The sequence below is a fragment of the Mesorhizobium sp. WSM4817 genome, from assembly GCF_055811135.1.
Genome location: NZ_JBVVQQ010000001.1, coordinates 160,691 through 178,047, shown reverse-complemented (window position 1 = coordinate 178,047; position 17,357 = coordinate 160,691). Strand labels below are relative to the sequence as shown.

Below are 17,357 nucleotides of genomic sequence, written 5' to 3'. Positions count from 1 at the left end.
AAATCATGCGTCGGCTACGCCCGCGGGTGGGCCGCTTCATAAATTTCGAGCAGCCTCGCAGTGTCGACGCCGGTATAGATCTGCGTCGTCGACAGGCTGGCGTGGCCCAAGAGTTCCTGGATGGTGCGCAGATCGCCGCCGCGCCCAAGCAGGTGTGTGGCGAAGGAATGGCGCAACGCATGCGGCGTGGCGGTGTCCGGCAGATTGAGCGCCGAGCGTAGCTTGGCCATGTCGCGCTGGACGATAGCCGGGTTGAGCGGCCCGCCGCGGGCGCCGCGAAACAGCAGGCCCTTCGGATCGAGATGATAGGGGCAGAGCCGCCGGTACTGGGCGATCGCCCGCAGCGCGACCGGCAGCACCGGCACCAGCCGCGTCTTGCCGCCCTTGCCGGTGACGCGCAGCACCGTTTCATCAGGCGACGACAGATCGGCGCCGGACAGGCCGAGCGCCTCGGAAATGCGCAGGCCCGAGCCGTAGAGCAGCGTCAGCACGGCGGCGTTGCGGGAGGCGATCCAGGGTTCCTCCGCCAGCTGGCCTTCCACCGAAACGACGTGTTTCGCATCGCTGGCCGTCAGCGGCTTGGGCAGCGACTTCGGCTGCCGTGGCGCGCGCAGTGCCGCAGCACCCGCCGCATTGACGAGGCCGCGCCGCTCCAGAAAGCGCAGCAGCGAGCGGATGCCGGCGAGCCCCCGCCCGAGCGTGCGGGCGCCGGCGCCCCCGGCGCGGCGGGCAGCGAGAAAGCCGCGCAGATCGGCCGGGCGCAGAGCGGCGATATCCGAGATGCCGGGCGAGCCGCCGCAATGGCCGGTCAGGAAGTGCAGGAACTGGCGCGTGTCGCGCTCATAGGCTTCCACGGTTTCCGGCGACAGCCGGCGCTCGCGCGCCAGCATCTTGAGCCAGCTTTCGCGGGCCGCCTGAAGGTCTGGCTTGGCCGGGATGAGGAATTCCTGCATTGCGCTCTTCCGATATGCCGCTCTTCCATTTCCGGGCGATCTTCCGGCAGCCGGGTTAGGAAGCGGTGAAGAGCCGCGTCATTGAAATGACAAGAGCGTGGAGCTAGAGCAAGGCAAAGGATTTTTCCACCGATGACCAAACCGCAAAACCCTGTCCAGATGGCCGTGATCGGCGCCGCCCATGGCATCAAGGGCGAATTGCGCGTGAAAACCTTCACCGGCGATCCGCTGGCGCTGGCCGACTACGGGCCGCTCTATGCCAGGGACGGCCGCGCCTTCCAGATCGTCGACATCAGGCCGGCCAATAACGTCGTGGTGGTGCGCTTCAAAGGTATCAGCGACCGAAACGCTGCCGAGGCGCTCGCCGGCACGGAATTATTCGTCGACCGCTCGATGCTGCCGGACGACGGCGAAGAGGACGAGTTCTATCATGCCGATCTCGTCGGGCTGGCGGTCCGGGACGATACCGGTGCTGACATCGGCAAGGTCGTCGCCGTGCATAATTTCGGCGGTGGCGATATCCTCGACGTGATATTGGCGGGGCGCAAAGGCGTGCTGATCCCGTTCACGCAGGCTGCCGTTCCTGACGTGTCGATCAAGGACGGTTTCGTCCGCATCGATCCGGCGGCGGCGGGCTTGATCGATGACGAAGACAGCGATGCTCCTGGCAGCGATGGTTTCGACCCGAAGGGCAGGCCGCGCGGGCCGAAGGACGCCGGGGGCAACCGGTGAGTTTTTCCGCCTCGGTGCTGACGCTCTATCCCGAAATGTTTCCCGGTGCACTCGGCGTGTCGCTGGCCGGCCGGGCGCTGGAGGCCGGCACATGGTCGCTGGAAGCAATCCAGATCCGCGATTTCGCCACCGATCGCCATCGCACCGTCGACGACACGCCGGCCGGCGGCGGCGCCGGCATGGTGATGCGCGCCGACGTTCTGGCCAAGGCGATCGACCATAGCTCGCCACCGGGCGATCCACGGCCACGGCTGCTGATGAGCCCGCGTGGAAAACCGCTGACGCAGGTGCGTGTGCGCGAACTGGCCGCGGGGCCGGGCGCGGTGATCGTCTGCGGACGCTTCGAAGGCGTCGACCAGCGGGTGATTGATGCGCGGGGGCTGGAGGAGGTCTCGGTCGGCGACTTCATCCTCTCCGGCGGCGAGCCGGCAGCGCTGGTGCTGCTCGACGCCGTGGTGCGGCTGTTGCCCGGCGTGATGGGCAATACGGTGTCGGGCGATGAAGAGAGCTTTGAAAACGGCCTGCTCGAACATCCGCACTACACGCGTCCGCAGGAATTCGAGGGCCGGCAAATCCCCGAGGTTCTCACCTCGGGCAATCATCAGAAGATCGCCGCGTGGCGACGCGCCGAATCGGAAAGATTGACGAAAGAGCGGCGGCCGGACCTGTTGGCCGCTCAGCCCTTGGTGAAGTAATAGAAGGCAAGAAACACGCCGACCCCGACGACGAAGCCACGCACGGCAATTTGCGGCACGCGCTTGGCGATCCAGACGCCGGCATAGCCGCCCAGCGCGCCGCCCGGTATCATGACGATCGCCTGCCGCCAGGCGATGACGTCGCCGGAGACGAAGACCAGGATGGCTACTGCCGCGATGACCACGGCCAGCAGGTTCTTCAGCGCGTTGAGGCGGTGATAGTCGCCGGCCTGGGTGAGGCCGAGCGTCGCCAGCATCATGACGCCCATGCCGGCGCCGAAGAAGCCGCCATAGACGGCGGTGGCGAACTGCGCCAGGGAACCGACCAGCGAACCCATCGCGACCTGACGGCCCGGCTTGGGCGCCGGCTTCAGCCACGGCCCGGCGGCGAACAGCGCGGTTGCCGCGAGCAGCAGCCAGGGCACCAGGACGCGGAACGACGGATTGTCGAGCGCCAGAAGGATGAGCGCACCGGCCAGCGCGCCAAAAACCGAGATAAGGCCGAGCAGCAACGCGGTGCGCCAGAAATGCTTGATGTCGGACCAGTAGGCGAGCGTCGAGGTGATGTAGCCGGGAAATTGCGTCAGCGACGAGGTGGCGTTGGCGACGATCGGCGGCAAGCCGACCAGCGACATGGCGCCGAAGGTTATGAATGTCCCGCCGCCGGCTATGGCGTTGACGGCACCTGAGAGAAAGCCCGCGAAAAAGAGCAGGGCCGCATCGAGAACTGGCATGGAGGGTGTTGCCGCCGGAGGAAAGTCACGTTCTGCCCGACTTAAAAAGCTTGGGCCTTCAACGCAACCCCTGTGCCGGAAGATTGCGACGTTGACCAACGACCAAAAAAGAACGCGGCAAAGGCGTGACAAAGCGTCGAAATAGCTGTATGTGCGCGCCGAACCGGGAGAAAATCTGCCGGACCCGTCAACAATGACGGTGTAGTCGCCCCTGCCCGATGTTCTCGAACCCAGATGTTCTCGAACAAAGGGCATAGCCGAGCGGTCAATGGAACTGCAAGGCGAGTGTCGGACGCTCTGACTGTCGGAAGAACAAGAAGTGGATTTGTAGAGATGGATATCCTCCGTCAGCTCGAGGCCGAACAGGCCGCCAAGATCGAAGCCAAGCGCAAGCTTCCCGAATTCCAGCCCGGCGACACCGTACGCGTCCAGGTCCGCGTGACCGAAGGCACCCGCACCCGCGTCCAGGCCTATGAGGGCGTCGTCATCGCCCGCGCCGGCGCCGGTTTCCAGGAGAATTTCACCGTTCGCAAGATTTCCTACGGCGAAGGCGTGGAGCGCGTGTTCCCGGTCTTTTCGCCGATGGTCGAGGGCGTCGAGATCGTGCGCCGCGGCAAGGTGCGCCGCGCCAAACTCTATTACCTGCGCGATCGTCGCGGCAAGTCGGCCCGCATTTCGGAAAACACCGGCGTGCGCGCCCGCAAGCTGAACGATGAGGAGCGCGATGCGCTGAACGCCGAGAAGGCCCGCATCGAGGCCGAGAAGGTGGCAGCCGCCCAGGCGCTGGCCGCCGAGAAGGCCGCGCAGGAAGCCGCCGAGAAGAAGGCCGCCGACGAGGCCGCCAAGGCCGAGGAAGCCGCTGCCGCCGAATAAGGCGAATTCAAAAACCATGTTTCGGAAAGGCGGCTTCGGCCGCCTTTTTTGCCTCGCGGAATGGGTTTCGATTTTGCCGGGCCGCCGGTGCGCAATCGAAACGGATCGTTCCGTAATGCCGTGAAAGCATGGAATCCATTTTCGCGCGAAGCCGCATCAAGCCGGCTTGCAAGGCGCCTGCGGAAAGCTAAAGTCGGCGCCGGATTTCCTGCAAGCCTCGACCATGTCGAGGCCGTTCAAATGCTCGGGGTGTACCATGATCAAATCGAAACTGCTGTTGGCCGGCCTGTTGGCTCTGGTACTTGCGCCCGTCGCCGCCCTGGCGCAGGCGCTGCCCGATCTCGGCGGCAAGAAGGTGGTGGTGGTGACGGAAAACGCCTATCCGCCGCTGCAGTTCATCGACGCCAAAACCGGCAAGCAGATCGGCTGGGAATATGACGCGATGAACGAGATCGCCAAGCGGCTGAATTTCCAGGTCGAGTACCAGAACACCTCCTGGGACGCGATGATCCAGGCGGTTTCCGACAACCAGTACAACATCGGCATGACCGGCATCACCATCAAGGACGATCGCAAGCAGAAGGTGGATTTCTCCGACCCCTATATGCGCTCGGAACAGTTCATGCTGGTGCGCGGCGACGAGAAGCGCTTCACCGACGCCAAGACGCTCGGCGCTTTCAAGGACGGGTTGATTGGTGCGCAAGCCGGCACCACGCCGTTCTACACCGCTGTCTACAGCGTCCTCGACGGCAATGAGCAGAACCCGCGCATAAAACTTTTCGAGACGTTCGGCGCCACGGTGCAGGCGCTGAAGACCGGCGACGTCGATGTCGTGCTGACCGACGGCACTGCCGGCAAGGGCTATGTCGAGGCGTCCAATGGCGGGCTGAAGCTGATCGGCGGACCACTCGGCACCGAGGATTTCGGCTTTATTTTTCCGAAAGGCTCGGATCTGGTGAAACCGGTCAACGCAGCCATCGCCGCGCTGAAGGCCGACGGCACACTCGACGCGCTCAACAAGAAATGGTTCCTTGATTACAAGATGGGGCAGTAGGACTTTTGTCGCGGACGTTGCGGGACGCGCAGGAACTCGCGCTGACTCTGCGCCCGTGCACCCCCCTCTGGCCTGCCGGACATCTCCCCCTCAAGGGGGGAGATTGGCTTTCGCATCGGCTTTCGCCAATTTTCAGCGTTGCAGAATGGGCGGCGACGTCAAGGCTGCCGATCTCCCCCCTTGAGGGGGAGATGGCCGGCAGGCCAGAGGGGGGTGGCCTGGCGCGACATTGGTTCGTCGGCGCGCCCTGATGGCAACGCCCGCATCTTCAACCGCCAAGTCCGACTTCCCCTGGTGGCTCGCCGTGGCCGCGGCGCTCGCCCTGGCAGCGGCTATCTTCATCGCCGCAAGCGACCTCTATGCCCAGGTTTTCGCAACCGTTGCCAAGGGCATCGGCATCACCGTGTTCGTCACAATGGTCGCCTTCGCGCTGGCCTCGGCGATCGGGCTCGGCATTGCGCTGATGGGCCTGTCGGGGTCGCGCTGGCTGCGCCAGATCGCTCGCTTCTATGTCGAGATCATTCGCGGCGTGCCAATGCTGGTGCTGTTGTTCTGGATCGCCTTCGCCGGCGCGCCGGCCTTCGTCGCGGGATGGAACGCGCTGACGGCGCCGCTGCAAAGCGCCGGCCTGTTCGGCGAGCTAATGATACGCGACGTATCGTTGCTATGGCGCGCCATCATGGCGCTGACCATCGGCTATTCGGCCTTCATCTCGGAGGTCTTCCGCGCCGGCATCGAGGCGGTCGAGAAGGGCCAGATCGAGGCCGCGAAGGCGCTGGGGTTGACGCGCACCCAGCGTTTTCGGCTGATCGTCTTTCCGCAGGCGATCCGCACCATCCTGCCGCCGCTCGGCAATGATTTCGTCGCCATGGTCAAGGATTCCTCGCTGGTCTCGGTGCTCGGCGTCGCCGACATCACCCAGATGGGCAAGATCTATGCAGCCGGCTCGTTCCGCTTCTTCGAGACCTATTCGATCGTCGCCTATATCTATCTCATCCTGACGGTCGGCCTGTCGCTGGCCTTGCGGGCGCTGGAGAAGCGGCTGCGCCGCCAGCATGAGCAGTAACCGGCAGGCGAAGGCGGCGCTACGATTGCGGCCAATACGTTTTTGGGGGTCAGTTCCATGAACATCGACAAAGCCAATGCGGCGCTGGATGCGGTCTATACGGCCGACACGCCGGAAGCGCTTGCCAAGGCCTACGCTGCCTGGGCTGCGACCTATGACAGCGAAACCGCCGCGCTCGGCTACCTCCTGCCGTTCCTGGTCGCCGCCTGGGTGGCGCGCCATGTGCCGTCAGGCGAGGGGCCGCTGCTCGACGCCGGCTGCGGCACCGGCCTGTCAGGACCGTCGCTCAAGGCGCTGGGCTATGAGGACATCGCCGGGCTCGACCTGTCGGCTGAAATGCTGAAAATCGCCGGCAGCCGGCAGGCTTACAGCGAGCTGAAACAGGCGATGCTCGGCGATCCGCTGCCTTGGCCGGATGGGCATTTCCGCGCCTTCTTCTCGACCGGTGTGTTCACCATCAGCCATGCACCGGCCTCCGGCCTGCATGAACTGGTGCGCATCACCAGGAAGGGCGGCCACGCCATCTTCACCGTTCGCGACCAGGTTTTTGCGAGCGGCGGGTTTCAGGCGACGTTCCACGAACTGGAACAGGCGAAAAAATGGCGGCCGGTCGAAGAAAGCCCGTGGTTCCGCTGCTACGCGATCGCCGAGCCCGAGGCGCTGGTGAAGACATTTGTGTTCGAGGTGGTTTGAAGCGCCTTCTTCCTTCTCCCACAACAAGGGGAGAAGGCAGAGCCGCGCCAGGCAGCCGCAATTGCCGAAAAGTCAAAACATTGATATGAGCCACGCCATGGAACAGCTTTTTGGCGATCCGGCTTACAAGGGTTTTGTGCTGCAGGACAGAAAACGCCTGCCGTCGCGATTCTCGGCGCGCGTTTCCGGCGCTCTGACCAGCCGATTTCGCTAGGCCGTGTTCGCCGGCTAGCCGGCGCCAGTCACTTCCCATTTTCATATCCACGGATTTACGCACATGAGCGCACCGCGCACCCTCTACGACAAGATATTCGACGACCATGTCGTCGACCGCCAGGACGATGGCACCTGCCTGCTCTATATCGATCGTCACCTCGTCCATGAAGTGACCAGCCCGCAAGCTTTCGAAGGCCTGCGCATGACCGGCAGAAAGGTCCGCCATCCGGAAAAGACGCTGGCCGTGGTCGATCACAATGTGTCGACCTCGCCCGAGCGCAAGTTCGGCATCAAGAACGAGGAAAGCCGCATCCAGGTCGAGGCGCTGGCCAGGAACGCCAAGGATTTTGGCGTCGAATACTATTCCGAGAAGGATATCCGCCAGGGCATCGTCCACATCATCGGCCCGGAGCAGGGTTTTACGCTGCCCGGCATGACCATCGTCTGCGGCGACAGCCACACCTCGACGCATGGTGCTTTCGGCGCGTTGGCGCACGGCATCGGCACGTCGGAAGTCGAGCATGTGCTGGCCACGCAGACGCTGATCCAGCGCAAGGCCAAGAACATGCTGGTGCGCGTCGACGGCGTGCTGCCGGAAGGCGTCACCGCCAAGGACATTATTTTGGCGATCATCGGCGAGATCGGCACTGCCGGCGGCACCGGCTACGTCATCGAATATGCCGGCGAAGCGATCCGCGCGCTGTCCATGGAAGGCCGCATGACCATCTGCAACATGTCGATCGAGGGCGGCGCCCGGGCCGGCCTGATCGCGCCTGACGAGACGACCTTCGCCTATGTCAAGGACAAGCCGCGCGCGCCGAAGGGCGAGGCATGGGACGCCGCGCTCGCCTACTGGAAGACGCTGCAGTCCGACGAGGGCGCGCATTTCGACAAGGTGGTCGTGCTCGACGCGGCGAAACTGCCGCCGATCGTCTCCTGGGGCTCCTCGCCCGAGGACGTCGTCTCGGTCCAGGGCATCGTGCCGAACCCAGACGATATCACCGATGAGAACAAGCGTACGTCCAAGCAGCGCGCGCTCGACTATATGGGCCTGACCCCAGGCACCAAGATCACCGATATCGCGCTCGACCGCGTCTTCATCGGCTCCTGCACCAACGGCCGCATCGAGGATCTCCGCGCTGTCGCCAAGGTGGTCGAGGGCAAGAAAGTCAGCCCTCACGTCGATGCGATGATCGTGCCGGGCTCCGGTCTGGTCAAGGAGCAGGCGGAGGCCGAAGGTCTCGACAAGATCTTTGTCGCCGCCGGCTTCGACTGGCGCGAGCCGGGCTGCTCGATGTGCCTTGCCATGAACGACGACCGGCTGAAGCCGCATGAGCGCTGCGCCTCGACCTCGAACCGCAATTTCGAGGGCCGCCAGGGTTTTAAGGGCCGCACCCATCTGGTGTCGCCGGCGATGGCGGCGGCGGCGGCGATCGCCGGCCATTTCGTCGACATCCGCGAGTGGAAATAACTCGGGGCTGCCACAGTCCGTATTTGACGATATGCGAGAACCCCGAACCGCGATGCGGTTCGGGTTTTCTTCACCCCGGGCGCCTCACGATCTCATGGAATTGCTCACGCCGACCGGGTTGCTCCGCGGCGACCACCAGGGCCAGCTGCCGTTCGTCGAACAGCTTGAACCATTCGTCCCATTCGACCAGTTCGTAGCCGCCCGCGTTGACCGGGCGTTCGGCCTCATCCAGGTCCTGATAGGCATGCTGGCCGAAGACCAGCCTCAGCATAGCTTGCGTACCTGTTTCGGGCGACACGTCGACGATTGCCGGAAATCCAGCGCGCGCCGCGGCCCATGAGCGAATTGCCTCGTGGTCGGTCAGCATGATCGTATCGGCCATGAAAGTGTCTCCTGGTTGCTGCCGGAAAACGCCGGTCGCGGGTTCAAGTTCCGTGCAGCAGCTTCGTGGCGTCGATGGGCTTTCGCCCGGCACAAGAAGTAAACGCGAGCTTCGGGGTGGCGGCCCGAACCGGCGAGGAAGGGCTGGAGCCGCTGATGCGCCGCGCCAACGAGGCGCTTTACAGGGCCAAAAGGAACGGCCGCGACAGCGTGCGGCTATCTGATGAACGGCCTGCCTATGAACGGTCGGAAACGGTGCTCGTAGTGGAACCGCTCAAAGCCGGCTGATCATCTGCGCCTGGGGCCACGTTAACGTCTTTTTCGCCCGTTCGTGATTTGCTGTCGCTGGGAGTGATAGAACCACATGGGCGGCGCAGAGTTCATTCTTGCAATCAACCTGCTCGTCGCCGGCCTACTGGCGGCTGCCTTGATGATCATCTCGTTTTATGATGTGGCGCGCGCGTCGGCTCGCTGGCTGGTCTTCGGTTATCTGCTCGGGATGGCCTATTTCGCCATCGAGTTCAGCATTCCGCTCTTCGACAATGCGCGACCCGCAGTCGTCGCGGGCTTCGCCGTTTTCCTGGGTGCCACCATCGCCTTCAATGGCGGGCTTGCCCATAAATACGGCGTGGCGCCGCCGTGGGCGCCGATGCTCGTCTTCCTGTTGGCGGCCACCATGGCCGTGTATTTCGTGCAGGATCTGCCGCGCCAGTCGCTTGCCCGCATGATGGCCTACCAGCTTCCCTATGCCGCCATGCAGTTCGTCGGCGTCGGCATCGTCTGGTCGTCCAGGCAAAGACGCGACTGGCTCGACCATGCGCTGATCGCCGTACTGGCAGCCAGCGCCCTGCAATTCGTGAGCAAGCCGTTCATCGCTCATGCATTGGGCGGCTGGGGAGCCAATCCGCAGGCCTATCTGCAGAGCAATTACGCTCTGGTGTCGCAATCGCTCGGCACGGTGTTTGGCATGACAATCGCGCTTCTCATCCTGATCATACTGGTCCGCGACGTGCTCGCCGAAGCGACGTCGAAGTCGGAGACGGACACGCTGTCGAGGCTGCTCAACCGAGGCGGCTTCGAGCGTCATGCCGAACTCGCGATGCGTGACGCCGTGCGCAGGGGAATTCCGGTCGCGCTGGTCATCGCTGACCTCGACCATTTCAAGAGCATCAACGACAGTTTCGGCCACGCATCCGGCGACCGGGTCATCGAGGCCTTTGCCGGCTTCCTGCGTGATGCGGCCGCCGAGCATCACGTCGCCGGCCGCATCGGTGGTGAGGAATTCGCCATCATCCTGCCGGGAACCAACCTCGCCGCCGCGCGGCTCTTCGCCGAAGGCACGCGCAGCGCTTTCGGGGCGTTGCCGATCGACCGTCTGCCGGCGAACCATCGTTGCACCGCCAGCTTCGGCGTTGCCGAGCTCCACCCGACTGAGAATTTTTCCGACCTGCTGCGGCGCGCCGACGAAGCGCTCTACCAAGCGAAGGGCAGCGGACGCAATTGCGTGCGGATCTCGATAGGATCAATCGCCGCCCGGCAGCCGGCTGTCGCCAATGCCGGGCCGAAGATTAGCGGCAGGGGCTAAGCTCCGGCATCTCACCGTCGGAAAGCCCGTACATATAGCTGCGGCCCTTGACGAAAACCGGCGGCCTGTAGCAGTCGTGGCTGCTGACATCGTCCGGTTCGTCTTGATAGACGATTTTGGGCCGGCCGGCGCCGACGTAATCCGACATTTCCTTGGCCAATTCGCCCTCGCCAACGAGGATGCGCTTGTAGCCGGCGGCGCTCTCGATGACGAGGTTGCCGAAGGAATCGGCATAGACGCGGTCGCGCGTCCCGGCGCGTGCCGGCGCTGCGAATGCGAAGCCGATGGCCACCGCCACCAGGACGACGGCCATCGAGACGGGCGCCGGAAGGCGCGATCTGGCTGAATTCGAACGCATGGCGTCCCCATTTGTCAGAGGCCGAGTCTTGCTCGAATCACAAATTAACCTTTTCTTAACCATTGTTAAGAGGCCAGCCCTGCTGGCCGCCAGTTCTCGGCAAACATGGTTAATATCCGCGGCCATCTTTCGGCCATGCTTGCCATCACCATCGCGGCCGGCGCCGAGCGCGACATCGGTGATCTTGGCAAAGCATCGCGGCTGGATTGACGTGTAGGGAGACAGCACATGGCGTTAGGCCGGACGTTTCGGGTGACGCTGGCCCTTTGTCCATTGCTGACCACAATAGCCTGCGTGTCTCAGACCAATGCGCCGAAGGCCGGAAATCCGCTCGCCGATTCACCGCAGCCGCGCACCGCGACCTACACTTGCGCCGATGGCGCCAGGATCACCGTCGAAAATCTCGGCACCTCGGTGCGGGTGCTTGGCCCGGACGGCGCCAGCGAGGACCTGCCGGCCTCGCCAGCCAATCAAAACAGCCGCTTCGGCGTGGCGCATGACGCAATCGTGATCGACGGGCGCGACGCGCTGGTGATGAAGGGCGGGAGGACGCCGCTGACCTGCAAGCGCTAGGGGCATGCCGATATTCAGGTGAGGCCGGTCTGCAAACAGTGGTTTCCTGCGCTTCCGGTACTCACGTACCCAAAAGTACGCTCCGTTCCGGTTCTCGGAACCACTGTTTTCGCCACGGCCTGACCTGAATCTCAACATGCCCCCAGCCGCAGGATCGAAACCACATACCGCACCGCAGCGAACATTGCGCCGGCTTTGGGTCGCGCCCTAATCGATTGAAGCCAAACACCGCCTTTTGTCAGAATAAATTACGTTTTCGAAACGATTTTCCGGCTTTGACGCGGTGCAAAAAGAGCATTAGAAACCGGGCTGTCCAAAGTCGCAACCGGAAGCGGTAATGCCGCATTTCCACCTGGGGCTCCAGAGACGCCGAACTGGGGGAGCCATGAGCAAATCACCAGCCACCCGCGAATTTGCCAGACGTGAACGGCCGCTTTCGCCGCATCTGACCGTCTATCGACCGCCGATCACGATGACGATGTCGATCATCCATCGCATCACCGGCGGGGCGCTCTATTTCGGCACGCTGCTGGTCGCGCTGTGGCTGATGGCGGCGGCGAGCTCGCAATCCACCTTCGATGCCGTCAACTGGGCCTTCGGCTCGTGGCTGGGGCGGCTGGTGCTGTTGTTCTATACCTGGGCGCTGATGCACCACATGCTGGGCGGCGTGCGCCATCTGATCTGGGACACCGGGGCCGGTCTTGAAAAGGACACCGCCTCCAGGGTCGCCTGGGCGACGCTGGCCGGCTCGATCGTACTGACGCTGCTGATCTGGATCGCCGGCTACATGGCGCGGGGAGCCTGATCGTGAGCCACCACAACACCGACATGCGCACGCCGCTGGCCAAGGTCCGCGGCCTCGGCTCCGCCCGCGAGGGCACGGAGCATTTCTGGCGCCAGCGCCTGACGGCGATCGCCAACATTCCGCTGATCCTGTTCTTCGTCGGCTTTCTGATCGCGCTGAACGGCGCCGGCTATGCGCAAGTGCGCACCGCACTTGCCAACCCGTTCGTGGCGCTGGTCCTGGCCCTGGTGCTGTTGTCTGGGCTCTACCATATGCGGCTCGGCATGCAGGCGATCATCGAGGATTATGTGCATGGCGAGGGCATGAGGCTGGCGCTGCTCGCCCTCAACACATTCTTTCCCGTAGTGGTCGGCGTCGCCTCGATCTTCGCCCTGCTCAAACTGGCATTTGGAGGCTGAAATCTTGGCCAAGGACGCGAACAACGCCAACACGGCGTCCGCCTACAGCTATGTCGACCACAAATTCGACGTGGTTGTGGTCGGCGCCGGCGGCGCCGGCCTGCGTGCCACGCTCGGCATGGCCGAACAGGGCCTGCGCACCGCCTGCATCACCAAGGTTTTCCCGACGCGATCGCACACTGTCGCCGCTCAGGGCGGCATCGCCGCCTCGCTGTCCAACATGGGGCCCGATTCCTGGCAGTGGCACATGTACGATACCGTGAAAGGATCGGACTGGCTCGGCGACGTCGACGCCATGGAATATCTGGTGCGCGAAGCACCCGCCGCCGTCTACGAGCTCGAGCATTACGGCGTGCCGTTCTCGCGCACCGAAGAGGGCAAGATCTACCAGCGGCCGTTCGGCGGCCATATGATGAATTTCGGCGACGGCCCGCCGGTGCAGCGCACCTGTGCGGCCGCCGACCGCACCGGCCACGCCATCCTGCACACGCTCTACGGCCAGTCGCTGAAGAACAACGCGCAGTTCTTCATCGAGTATTTCGCGCTCGACCTGATCATGGAGCCGGACGGCACCTGCAGCGGCGTCGTCGCCTGGAACCTCGACGACGGCACCATCCACCGTTTTTCGGCAAAAATGGTGGTGCTGGCGACCGGCGGCTATGGCCGCGCCTATTTCTCGGCGACCTCGGCGCACACCTGCACCGGCGACGGCGGCGGCATGGCGGCGCGGGCCGGGCTGCCGCTGCAGGACATGGAATTCGTGCAGTTCCACCCGACCGGCATATACGGCGCCGGCTGCCTGATCACCGAGGGCGCGCGCGGCGAAGGCGGCTATCTCGTCAATTCCGAGGGCGAGCGCTTCATGGAGCGCTATGCGCCGTCGGCCAAGGACCTTGCCTCGCGTGACGTGGTCTCGCGCTGCATGACGCTGGAGATTCGCGAGGGACGCGGCGTCGGCAAGAACAAGGACCATATTTTTCTCCATCTCGACCACCTCGATCCGGCCGTCTTGCACGAGCGACTTCCGGGTATTTCGGAGTCGGCAAAGATCTTTGCCGGCGTCGATCTGACCAAAGAGCCGATCCCGGTGCTGCCGACGGTCCACTACAATATGGGCGGCGTGCCGACCAACTACTGGGGTGAGGTGCTCAACCCCACCGCCTTGAACCCGGACCAGGTGTCGCCCGGGCTGATGGCGGTCGGCGAAGCCGGCTGCGCCTCCGTCCACGGCGCCAACCGGCTGGGCTCCAACTCGCTGATCGATCTGGTGGTGTTCGGCCGCGCGGCGGCGATCCGGGCCGGCAAGGTGATCGATCGCAACGCAGCGATCCCGTCGCCCAACGAAGCCTCGGTCGACAAGATCATCGACCGCTTCGACCGGCTGCGCCACGCCAACGGCTCGACGCCGACGGCGGTTTTGCGCGAAAAGATGCAGAAGGCGATGCAGGACGATGCGGCGGTGTTCCGCTCCCAGGAATCGCTGCAAAGCGGCTGCAAGCGCATTTCGCAGATCTGGGGCGAGCTCAAGGACGTAAAAGTGTTCGATCGCTCGATGATCTGGAATTCCGACCTGGTCGAGACGCTGGAGCTGGAAAACCTGATGGCCAACGCCATCACCACGGTCTACGCCGCCGAGGCGCGCAAGGAGAGCCGTGGCGCACATGCGCGGGAGGATTTTTCGGCGCGCGACGACGCGAACTGGCGCAAGCACACGCTGTCCCGGCTCAGCGAGGCCGGCGGGGTGTCGCTCAGCTATCGGCCGGTGCACACCGAGCCGCTGCTCATGGAAGCAGACGGCGGCATCAACCTGGCCAAGATCGCGCCCAAGGCCAGGGTGTATTGATGATGGCCGCCGTAAACGGGACTTGGTCCGGGCTGAAGCTCGTCATCCGAAAGGACCTGAGATAATGGTCGAACTCACCCTTCCGAAAAACTCGAAGATCAAGGCCGGAAAAACCTGGCCGAAGCCGGAGGGTGCGACCAATCTGCGGGAATACCGCATCTACCGCTGGTCGCCGGACGATGACGAGAACCCGCGCATGGACACCTATTTCGTCGACATGGACGATTGCGGGCCGATGGTGCTCGACGCTCTGCTCTACATCAAGAACAAGGTCGACCCGACGCTGACGCTGCGCCGCTCCTGCCGCGAGGGTATTTGCGGCTCCTGCGCCATGAATATCGACGGTTCCAACACGCTGGCCTGCACCAAGGGCTGCGACGACATTTCCGGCGCGATCAAGGTCTATCCGCTGCCGCATATGCCGGTGGTCAAGGACCTGGTGCCAGACCTGACCAATTTCTACGCCCAGCACGCCTCGATCGAGCCGTGGCTGAAGACGGTGTCGCCCGAACCGGCCAAGGAATGGCTGCAGAGCCATGAGGACCGCGAAAAGCTCGACGGGCTATATGAATGCATCTTGTGCGCCTGCTGCTCGACCTCATGTCCGAGCTACTGGTGGAACGGTGACCGCTATCTCGGTCCGGCGACGCTGCTGCAGGCCTATCGCTGGCTGATCGATTCCCGGGACGAGGCCAAGGGCGAACGGCTCGACAATCTCGAAGACCCGTTCCGGCTCTATCGCTGCCACACCATCATGAACTGCGCCCAGACCTGTCCCAAGGGGCTGAACCCGGCCAAGGCGATCGCCGAGATCAAGAAGATGATGGTGGAGAGAAGGGTTTAGCTTCGGACGAGTTGCTGCAGGGATCATCTCGTCGGTAGTGATCCTTCGCGCCGGCGCTGTCCCGCCGACTTCAAAGGATAGCCGACCCATGACCGATACCGAACTCCCCATCCTCTCTCCCCTCGAAGCGCGCGTGCTCGGTTGCCTGATCGAAAAGAAGGAACTGACGCCCGACATCTACCCGCTGACGCTCAATGCGGCACTTGCCGCCGCCAACCAGAAGACGGCGCGCGAGCCGGTGATGTCGGTCGAGCTTGTCGAGGTGAGACGAGCGCTTGGCCAACTCGAGCACAAGGGGCTGGTCAGGCAGGTCTTTGCCTCGCGTGTCGAGCGCTACGAGCATGTCGTCGCGCAGCGCTTTTCGCTGACCTCGGCGCAGATTGCGCTGCTTGGGCTGCTGTTGCTGCGCGGTCCGCAAACCGCCTATGAATTGCTGGCGCGAAGCGAGCGCATGGCGCGATTGCCCTCCATCGACGAGCTTCGCAGCAACCTCGACCTGTTGATCGGCCGCAAGCCGCCGCTCGTTCAGCAGATCGATCGTGGTCCCGGCCAGCGTGAGGACCGCTATGTGCATCTCCTGGGCGGGCCGGTGCAGCTGTCGGCTGCCGCGGCCCCCTTGCAAGCGCCTTCGCCGGCCTCGGATCTCGAAGCGCGCGTGCAGGCTCTCGAGGAAGAGATCGCACAGCTGCGCGCACGCATCGACGCGCTGACCGGCGACGGACGCTGATGACCTTTTGAGGCGTTGGAGGGACGTGAAGGATCGCCTACGCCCCACAAATGAAAACGCCGGCCTTGGAGCGGGCGTTTATCACCTCATGCCATCTGCTCAGCCGAGCTTGGCGTCGAGCGAAACCTTTATGGCGCCGAGCGCCTTCGAGACCGGGCATTCGGCCTTGGCCTGTTCGGCCAGCTCCTGGAACTTCGCCGCATCGATGCCCGGCACCTTGCCGACCACCGTGAGCGCGCTGCCTGTGATCCCCGTGCCAGGGATCAGCGTCACCACCGCCTTGGCGTCGAGTTCGGTGGCGGGGGTGCCGTTCTCGGCCAGGAAGTGAGAGAACTGCATGGCGTAGCAGCCGGCATGCGCGGCGGCGATGAGTTCCTCCGGATTGGTGCCGGCCTTGCCGCTTTCATCCTCGAACCGCGCCTTGAACGAGTAGGGCGTGCCTTTCAGAGCCGCGCTCTGCGTGTCGAGCGTGCCCTTGCCCTCTTTCAGATTGCCTTTCCAGACGGCGTTTGCGGTGCGGTCCATGAAGTCCTCCTTGATTGTGGTGGCTGAGCCGTGATCGGCATCTGGTCGACTATAGCGCGCGCGGGCACGAAGGCCACCCGTGCTTTCGCGCCAATGGCGACGCGTAAAAAAATCCGCGTGCAAAAATGTCGACTTCCATCTGCCTCGGCCGTCCTGCGGGCGGCCACGGGTTTCGTGACCGAATGGAGGACACCATGGATAATCTGTTTTCTGCTCACTGGGGTGACACCGGCCGAAAGGCGGCTGAACAGGAACCTGACCGGTTGGATCGGCACCCTTCCGGTTTCGGTCGACTGCTTGCTGCGGTCGCCATGATAGGGGTTGCGGTATCCCTTCTCGATCATGCGGCGGTCAAAAGCCCGGCTCGGACCTTGGTCGCCAACAGTTCGTCCCAACAAGGAAGATGAGAGATGAAATATGTTTGCCTGGTTTATGGTGAGGAAAAAGACCTTTACGCAATGAGCCCGGAGAGGCTGGCCAGGCTCGACGCCGACTCGCTGGCCTATGACAAATCGGTGGAGCAAAGCGGCCGGCTGATCATCGCGCAGGCACTGCAGTCGGTAAAAACCTCGAAAACCGTGCGCCGGCGCAAGGGCAAGCGGCTGATCACCGATGGTCCCTTCGCCGAGACCAAGGAGCAATTGCTCGGCTTCGTCATAATCGAGGCGGGGGATATCGACGAGGCGCTGGAGATTGCCGGCGGGATTCCGCTGGCCGAAATCGGCACCATCGAGGTCAGGGCGATCTACAACGTGCCGGGATCTTGAACATTATTCCGGTTGCGTCCGGCGGAATCGATTTCTTCGGCGGGCGCAACTTTTGCGTGTTGAA

The 17,357-nt window shown here is 63.7% G+C and carries 21 protein-coding genes and 1 pseudogene; 16 read left to right on the top strand and 6 right to left on the bottom strand.

Annotated features, from left to right (window positions below):
* Positions 1-14 precede the first annotated feature (14 nt).
* Positions 15-953 carry a tyrosine recombinase XerC gene (locus AC0L2K_RS00845; protein ID WP_128170450.1) on the bottom strand — a complete coding sequence of 313 codons (939 nt, stop codon included), beginning with the start codon at positions 951-953 and terminating at the stop codon, positions 15-17.
* Positions 954-1,085: 132 nt separating this feature from the next.
* Between AC0L2K_RS00845 and rimM the strand changes: the two genes are divergently transcribed.
* The gene (rimM, locus tag AC0L2K_RS00840; protein ID WP_023800594.1) at positions 1,086-1,685 is read left to right on the top strand and encodes a ribosome maturation factor RimM; all 600 of its coding nucleotides are present in this window, start codon (positions 1,086-1,088) and stop codon (positions 1,683-1,685) included.
* Positions 1,682-2,380, top strand: a complete 699-nt coding sequence (gene trmD / locus AC0L2K_RS00835; protein ID WP_023800593.1) for a tRNA (guanosine(37)-N1)-methyltransferase TrmD — start codon at positions 1,682-1,684, stop codon at positions 2,378-2,380. Before rimM ends, trmD begins: the two co-directional genes overlap by 4 nt.
* Here the strand turns inward: trmD and AC0L2K_RS00830 are convergent.
* Complete coding sequence (locus tag AC0L2K_RS00830) at positions 2,362-3,114, bottom strand: sulfite exporter TauE/SafE family protein (RefSeq protein WP_128170449.1); 753 nt, start codon at positions 3,112-3,114, stop codon at positions 2,362-2,364. The two genes, trmD and AC0L2K_RS00830, sit on opposite strands and share 19 nt — an antisense overlap.
* 333 nt (positions 3,115-3,447) lie before the next feature.
* Between AC0L2K_RS00830 and rplS the strand changes: the two genes are divergently transcribed.
* The 5 genes from rplS (at position 3,448) to leuC (ending at position 8,487) form a co-directional block, all read left to right on the top strand.
* Complete coding sequence (gene rplS, locus AC0L2K_RS00825; protein ID WP_023800592.1) at positions 3,448-3,987, top strand: 50S ribosomal protein L19; 540 nt, start codon at positions 3,448-3,450, stop codon at positions 3,985-3,987.
* A 256-nt stretch (positions 3,988-4,243) separates the two neighbouring features.
* Positions 4,244-5,041 carry a transporter substrate-binding domain-containing protein gene (locus AC0L2K_RS00820; RefSeq protein ID WP_023800590.1) on the top strand — a complete coding sequence of 266 codons (798 nt, stop codon included), beginning with the start codon at positions 4,244-4,246 and terminating at the stop codon, positions 5,039-5,041.
* 250 nt (positions 5,042-5,291) lie between these two features.
* Positions 5,292-6,107, top strand: a complete 816-nt coding sequence (locus tag AC0L2K_RS00815) for an amino acid ABC transporter permease (protein WP_128187213.1) — start codon at positions 5,292-5,294, stop codon at positions 6,105-6,107.
* Positions 6,108-6,164: 57 nt separating this feature from the next.
* Complete coding sequence (locus AC0L2K_RS00810) at positions 6,165-6,800, top strand: class I SAM-dependent DNA methyltransferase (RefSeq protein WP_473530352.1); 636 nt, start codon at positions 6,165-6,167, stop codon at positions 6,798-6,800.
* A gap of 277 nt (positions 6,801-7,077) precedes the next feature.
* Complete coding sequence (leuC, locus tag AC0L2K_RS00805; RefSeq protein ID WP_027153727.1) at positions 7,078-8,487, top strand: 3-isopropylmalate dehydratase large subunit; 1,410 nt, start codon at positions 7,078-7,080, stop codon at positions 8,485-8,487.
* Positions 8,488-8,557: 70 nt separating this feature from the next.
* Here the strand turns inward: leuC and AC0L2K_RS00800 are convergent, their stop codons facing one another.
* A complete protein-coding gene (locus AC0L2K_RS00800) occupies positions 8,558-8,869 on the bottom strand; it encodes a hypothetical protein (RefSeq protein WP_027153728.1) in 312 nt (103 codons plus the stop codon).
* 70 nt (positions 8,870-8,939) lie between these two features.
* Between AC0L2K_RS00800 and AC0L2K_RS00795 the strand changes: the two are divergent.
* Positions 8,940-9,156 (top strand): annotated as a pseudogene (locus AC0L2K_RS00795) (GGDEF domain-containing protein); the annotation flags it as partial.
* Positions 9,157-9,232: 76 nt separating this feature from the next.
* The gene (locus AC0L2K_RS00790; protein WP_473530351.1) at positions 9,233-10,453 is read left to right on the top strand and encodes a GGDEF domain-containing protein; all 1,221 of its coding nucleotides are present in this window, start codon (positions 9,233-9,235) and stop codon (positions 10,451-10,453) included.
* Here the strand turns inward: AC0L2K_RS00790 and AC0L2K_RS00785 are convergent.
* The gene (locus AC0L2K_RS00785; RefSeq protein ID WP_473530350.1) at positions 10,437-10,811 is read right to left on the bottom strand and encodes a hypothetical protein; all 375 of its coding nucleotides are present in this window, start codon (positions 10,809-10,811) and stop codon (positions 10,437-10,439) included. The genes AC0L2K_RS00790 and AC0L2K_RS00785 overlap by 17 nt on opposite strands.
* A gap of 228 nt (positions 10,812-11,039) precedes the next feature.
* Here AC0L2K_RS00785 and AC0L2K_RS00780 point away from each other — a divergent pair, with 228 nt between their 5' ends.
* From AC0L2K_RS00780 to AC0L2K_RS00755, 6 genes are all read left to right on the top strand, one after another.
* Positions 11,040-11,384, top strand: coding sequence for a hypothetical protein (locus tag AC0L2K_RS00780; RefSeq protein ID WP_473530349.1), 345 nt, complete (start codon positions 11,040-11,042; stop codon positions 11,382-11,384).
* Positions 11,385-11,769: 385 nt separating this feature from the next.
* Complete coding sequence (gene sdhC, locus AC0L2K_RS00775) at positions 11,770-12,189, top strand: succinate dehydrogenase, cytochrome b556 subunit (RefSeq protein WP_077380892.1); 420 nt, start codon at positions 11,770-11,772, stop codon at positions 12,187-12,189.
* A gap of 23 nt (positions 12,190-12,212) precedes the next feature.
* A complete protein-coding gene (sdhD, locus tag AC0L2K_RS00770) occupies positions 12,213-12,587 on the top strand; it encodes a succinate dehydrogenase, hydrophobic membrane anchor protein (protein ID WP_436798760.1) in 375 nt (124 codons plus the stop codon).
* Between the two features lie 4 nt (positions 12,588-12,591).
* Positions 12,592-14,430, top strand: a complete 1,839-nt coding sequence (sdhA, locus tag AC0L2K_RS00765; RefSeq protein WP_473530348.1) for a succinate dehydrogenase flavoprotein subunit — start codon at positions 12,592-12,594, stop codon at positions 14,428-14,430.
* A 64-nt stretch (positions 14,431-14,494) separates the two neighbouring features.
* Positions 14,495-15,274: a succinate dehydrogenase iron-sulfur subunit gene (locus tag AC0L2K_RS00760; RefSeq protein ID WP_473530347.1), complete on the top strand. Its 780-nt coding sequence runs from the start codon at positions 14,495-14,497 to the stop codon at positions 15,272-15,274.
* Positions 15,275-15,362: 88 nt separating this feature from the next.
* Positions 15,363-16,001 (top strand): YceH family protein, encoded by a 639-nt coding sequence (locus AC0L2K_RS00755; RefSeq protein ID WP_128170441.1) that lies wholly within the window; start codon positions 15,363-15,365, stop codon positions 15,999-16,001.
* Positions 16,002-16,100: 99 nt separating this feature from the next.
* Here AC0L2K_RS00755 and AC0L2K_RS00750 read toward each other — a convergent pair whose 3' ends face one another.
* Positions 16,101-16,526, bottom strand: a complete 426-nt coding sequence (locus AC0L2K_RS00750; RefSeq protein WP_287259429.1) for an OsmC family protein — start codon at positions 16,524-16,526, stop codon at positions 16,101-16,103.
* On the bottom strand, positions 16,487-16,870 hold the full coding sequence (locus AC0L2K_RS00745; protein ID WP_473530346.1) for a hypothetical protein: 384 nt from the start codon (positions 16,868-16,870) through the stop codon (positions 16,487-16,489). The genes AC0L2K_RS00750 and AC0L2K_RS00745 overlap by 40 nt, the downstream gene beginning before the upstream one ends.
* A 66-nt stretch (positions 16,871-16,936) precedes the next feature.
* Here AC0L2K_RS00745 and AC0L2K_RS00740 point away from each other — a divergent pair, with 66 nt between their 5' ends.
* Positions 16,937-17,293, top strand: a complete 357-nt coding sequence (locus AC0L2K_RS00740; RefSeq protein ID WP_128170439.1) for a YciI family protein — start codon at positions 16,937-16,939, stop codon at positions 17,291-17,293.
* Positions 17,294-17,357: the final 64 nt, after the last annotated feature.

Coding starts and splice junctions, on each gene's coding strand:
- AC0L2K_RS00845 (WP_128170450.1), bottom strand. CDS start 953: ATGCAGGAATTCCTCATCCCGGCCAAGCCAGACCTTCAGGCGGCCCGC.
- rimM (WP_023800594.1), top strand. CDS start 1,086: ATGACCAAACCGCAAAACCCTGTCCAGATGGCCGTGATCGGCGCCGCC.
- AC0L2K_RS00830 (WP_128170449.1), bottom strand. CDS start 3,114: ATGCCAGTTCTCGATGCGGCCCTGCTCTTTTTCGCGGGCTTTCTCTCA.
- rplS (WP_023800592.1), top strand. CDS start 3,448: ATGGATATCCTCCGTCAGCTCGAGGCCGAACAGGCCGCCAAGATCGAA.
- AC0L2K_RS00820 (WP_023800590.1), top strand. CDS start 4,244: ATGATCAAATCGAAACTGCTGTTGGCCGGCCTGTTGGCTCTGGTACTT.
- AC0L2K_RS00815 (WP_128187213.1), top strand. CDS start 5,292: ATGGCAACGCCCGCATCTTCAACCGCCAAGTCCGACTTCCCCTGGTGG.
- AC0L2K_RS00810 (WP_473530352.1), top strand. CDS start 6,165: ATGAACATCGACAAAGCCAATGCGGCGCTGGATGCGGTCTATACGGCC.
- leuC (WP_027153727.1), top strand. CDS start 7,078: ATGAGCGCACCGCGCACCCTCTACGACAAGATATTCGACGACCATGTC.
- AC0L2K_RS00800 (WP_027153728.1), bottom strand. CDS start 8,869: ATGGCCGATACGATCATGCTGACCGACCACGAGGCAATTCGCTCATGG.
- AC0L2K_RS00790 (WP_473530351.1), top strand. CDS start 9,233: ATGGGCGGCGCAGAGTTCATTCTTGCAATCAACCTGCTCGTCGCCGGC.
- AC0L2K_RS00785 (WP_473530350.1), bottom strand. CDS start 10,811: ATGCGTTCGAATTCAGCCAGATCGCGCCTTCCGGCGCCCGTCTCGATG.
- AC0L2K_RS00780 (WP_473530349.1), top strand. CDS start 11,040: ATGGCGTTAGGCCGGACGTTTCGGGTGACGCTGGCCCTTTGTCCATTG.
- sdhC (WP_077380892.1), top strand. CDS start 11,770: ATGAGCAAATCACCAGCCACCCGCGAATTTGCCAGACGTGAACGGCCG.
- sdhD (WP_436798760.1), top strand. CDS start 12,213: ATGCGCACGCCGCTGGCCAAGGTCCGCGGCCTCGGCTCCGCCCGCGAG.
- AC0L2K_RS00760 (WP_473530347.1), top strand. CDS start 14,495: ATGGTCGAACTCACCCTTCCGAAAAACTCGAAGATCAAGGCCGGAAAA.
- AC0L2K_RS00755 (WP_128170441.1), top strand. CDS start 15,363: ATGACCGATACCGAACTCCCCATCCTCTCTCCCCTCGAAGCGCGCGTG.
- AC0L2K_RS00750 (WP_287259429.1), bottom strand. CDS start 16,526: ATGGACCGCACCGCAAACGCCGTCTGGAAAGGCAATCTGAAAGAGGGC.
- AC0L2K_RS00745 (WP_473530346.1), bottom strand. CDS start 16,870: ATGATCGAGAAGGGATACCGCAACCCCTATCATGGCGACCGCAGCAAG.
- AC0L2K_RS00740 (WP_128170439.1), top strand. CDS start 16,937: ATGAAATATGTTTGCCTGGTTTATGGTGAGGAAAAAGACCTTTACGCA.